General features: G+C 56.4%; 2 rRNA genes. Both read left to right on the top strand.

What is annotated here, in order from left to right:
- Window positions 1-46 precede the first annotated feature (46 nt).
- Window positions 47-2,926, top strand: a 23S ribosomal RNA gene (locus tag KB893_RS18090).
- A gap of 111 nt (window positions 2,927-3,037) precedes the next feature.
- A 5S ribosomal RNA gene (gene rrf, locus KB893_RS18095) occupies window positions 3,038-3,152 on the top strand.
- Window positions 3,153-3,228: the final 76 nt, after the last annotated feature.

Genomic DNA, 3,228 nt, shown 5'->3' on the forward strand with positions numbered 1-3,228 from the left:
CGACTGCAGGGATCATCGATGGCCCCGAGGCGACTTGGGGTTATAGGGTCAAGCGAATAAGCGCACACGGTGGATGCCTTGGCGGTCAGAGGCGATGAAGGACGTGGCAGCCTGCGAAAAGCATCGGTGAGTCGGCAGCAGACTATGACCCGGTGATGTCCGAATGGGGCAACCCACCTCTTAGGAGGTACTGCATGATGAATCCATAGTCATGCAGGGCGAACGCGGTGAACTGAAATATCTAAGTAACCGCAGGAAAAGAAATCAACCGAGATTCCCTCAGTAGTGACGAGCGAACGGGGAGCAGCCCAAAAGTCGATTGTGTTTTAGCAAAACGGTCTGGAAAGTCCGGCCATAGCAGGTGATAGCCCTGTATGCGAAAGGGCACAGTCGATGAAATTGAGTAGGGCGGGGCACGTGAAACCCTGTCTGAACATGGGGGGACCATCCTCCAAGGCTAAATACTCCTGACCGACCGATAGTGAACCAGTACCGTGAGGGAAAGGCGAAAAGAACCCCGGCGAGGGGAGTGAAATAGACCCTGAAACCGTGTGCGTACAAGCAGTAGGAGCCCTTCGGGGTGACTGCGTACCTTTTGTATAATGGGTCAGCGACTTACTGTTCGTGGCGAGCTTAACCGTATAGGGGAGGCGAAGGGAAACCGAGTCTGATAAGGGCGCATAGTCGCGGGCAGTAGACCCGAAACCGGGTGATCTAGCCATGCCCAGGGTGAAGGTCCGGTAACACGGACTGGAGGCCCGAACCCACTCCCGTTGCAAAGGTAGGGGATGAGGTGTGGCTAGGAGTGAAAAGCTAATCGAACCCGGAGATAGCTGGTTCTCCTCGAAAGCTATTTAGGTAGCGCCTCGGACGAATACTGCTGGGGGTAGAGCACTGTTATGGCTAGGGGGTCATTGCGACTTACCAAACCATGGCAAACTCCGAATACCAGCACGTACTATCCGGGAGACACACGGCGGGTGCTAACGTCCGTCGTGAAAAGGGAAACAACCCAGACCCACAGCTAAGGTCCCCAATTTATCGCTCAGTGGTGAACGATGTGGGAAGGCACAGACAGCCAGGAGGTTGGCTTAGAAGCAGCCACCCTTTAAAGAAAGCGTAATAGCTCACTGGTCGAGTCGGCCTGCGCGGAAGATTTAACGGGGCTAAGCGATAAACCGAAGCTTGGGGTGCACACGCTTGCGTGTGCGCGGTAGAGGAGCGTTCCGTACGCCTGCGAAGGTGGATTGAGAAGTCCGCTGGAGGTATCGGAAGTGCGAATGCTGACATGAGTAACGATAATGCGGGTGAAAAGCCCGCACGCCGAAAGCCCAAGGTTTCCTTGCGCAACGTTAATCGGCGCAGGGTGAGTCGGCCCCTAAGGTGAGGCAGAAATGCGTAGCCGATGGGAAGCTGGTTAATATTCCAGCACCTCGCGTAAGTGCGATGGGGGGACGGAGAAGGGTAGGTGTACCGGGCGTTGGTTGTCCCGGGGAAAGGCGGTAGGTTTGGGGCTTAGGCAAATCCGGGCCCCTTCAAGACCGAGCACCGAGACCAGGTCTTTTGACTGAAGTCACTGATCCCATGCTTCCAGGAAAAGCCCCTAAGCTTCAGCTTACGCAGACCGTACCGTAAACCGACACAGGTGGGTAGGATGAGAATTCTCAGGCGCTTGAGAGAACTCGGGTGAAGGAACTAGGCAACATGGCACCGTAACTTCGGGAGAAGGTGCGCCCCTGATGGTGGCTCATGCGAGCTAGAGCTGTCGGGGGCCGCAGTGACCAGGCCGCTGCGACTGTTTATCAAAAACACAGCACTCTGCAAACACGAAAGTGGACGTATAGGGTGTGACGCCTGCCCGGTGCTGGAAGGTTAATTGATGGGGTCAGCCGCAAGGCGAAGCTCTTGATCGAAGCCCCAGTAAACGGCGGCCGTAACTATAACGGTCCTAAGGTAGCGAAATTCCTTGTCGGGTAAGTTCCGACCTGCACGAATGGCGTAACGACAGCGGCGCTGTCTCCACCCGAGACTCAGTGAAATTGAAATCGCTGTGAAGATGCAGCGTTCCCGCGGCAAGACGGAAAGACCCCGTGAACCTTTACTATAGCTTTACACTGAACGTTGAGTTCGTTTGTGTAGGATAGGTGGGAGCCTATGAAACCGGGACGCCAGTTCCGGTGGAGGCAACCTTGAAATACCACCCTGATGTGCTTGACGTTCTAACCCAGGTCCGTAATCCGGATCGGGGACCGTGTATGGTGGGTAGTTTGACTGGGGCGGTCTCCTCCTAAAGAGTAACGGAGGAGCACGAAGGTACGCTCAGCGCGGTCGGACATCGCGCACTGTGTGCAAAGGCATAAGCGTGCTTGACTGCAAGATCGACGGATCAAGCAGGTACGAAAGTAGGTCTTAGTGATCCGGTGGTTCTGTATGGAAGGGCCATCGCTCAACGGATAAAAGGTACTCCGGGGATAACAGGCTGATACCGCCCAAGAGTTCATATCGACGGCGGTGTTTGGCACCTCGATGTCGGCTCATCACATCCTGGGGCTGTAGTCGGTCCCAAGGGTATGGCTGTTCGCCATTTAAAGTGGTACGCGAGCTGGGTTCAGAACGTCGTGAGACAGTTCGGTCCCTATCTGTCGTGGGCGTTGGAGATTTGAGAGGAGCTGCTCCTAGTACGAGAGGACCGGAGTGGACGACCCTCTGGTGTTCCGGTTGTCACGCCAGTGGCATTGCCGGGTAGCTATGGTCGGACGGGATAACCGCTGAAAGCATCTAAGCGGGAAGCCTCCCTCAAGATGAGATCTCCCGGGGCTCAAGCCCCCTCAAGGAACCATCAAGACCAGGTGGTTGATAGGCTGGGTGTGTAAGCGCAGCAATGCGTTGAGCTAACCAGTACTAATGATCCGTGCGGCTTGACCCTATAACCTCAAGTGGCCTTGGACTCGACGGCACGTCGTCGACCTCGCCAATCACTCGCTACGTCCCAACCCTATGTGCGCTGCGCGTCGAACCGCTGCAGCGCCACCGTCTCCCTGGTGAACATAGCGGTGTGGAACCACCCGATCCCATCCCGAACTCGGCCGTGAAACGCACCCGCGCCAATGGTAGTGTGGCTCAAGCCATGCGAGAGTAGGTCATCGCCAGGGGTTTTATCCCGCAGCGGCCCGGTCCCAAAAGGACCGGGCCGTTGTCTTTGCTGGCCCCTGTACGCGCAGGGCGTGC

It is taken from the genome of Coralloluteibacterium stylophorae (assembly GCF_018122625.2).
GTDB classification, from domain to species: Bacteria; Pseudomonadota; Gammaproteobacteria; order Xanthomonadales; family Xanthomonadaceae; genus Coralloluteibacterium; species Coralloluteibacterium stylophorae.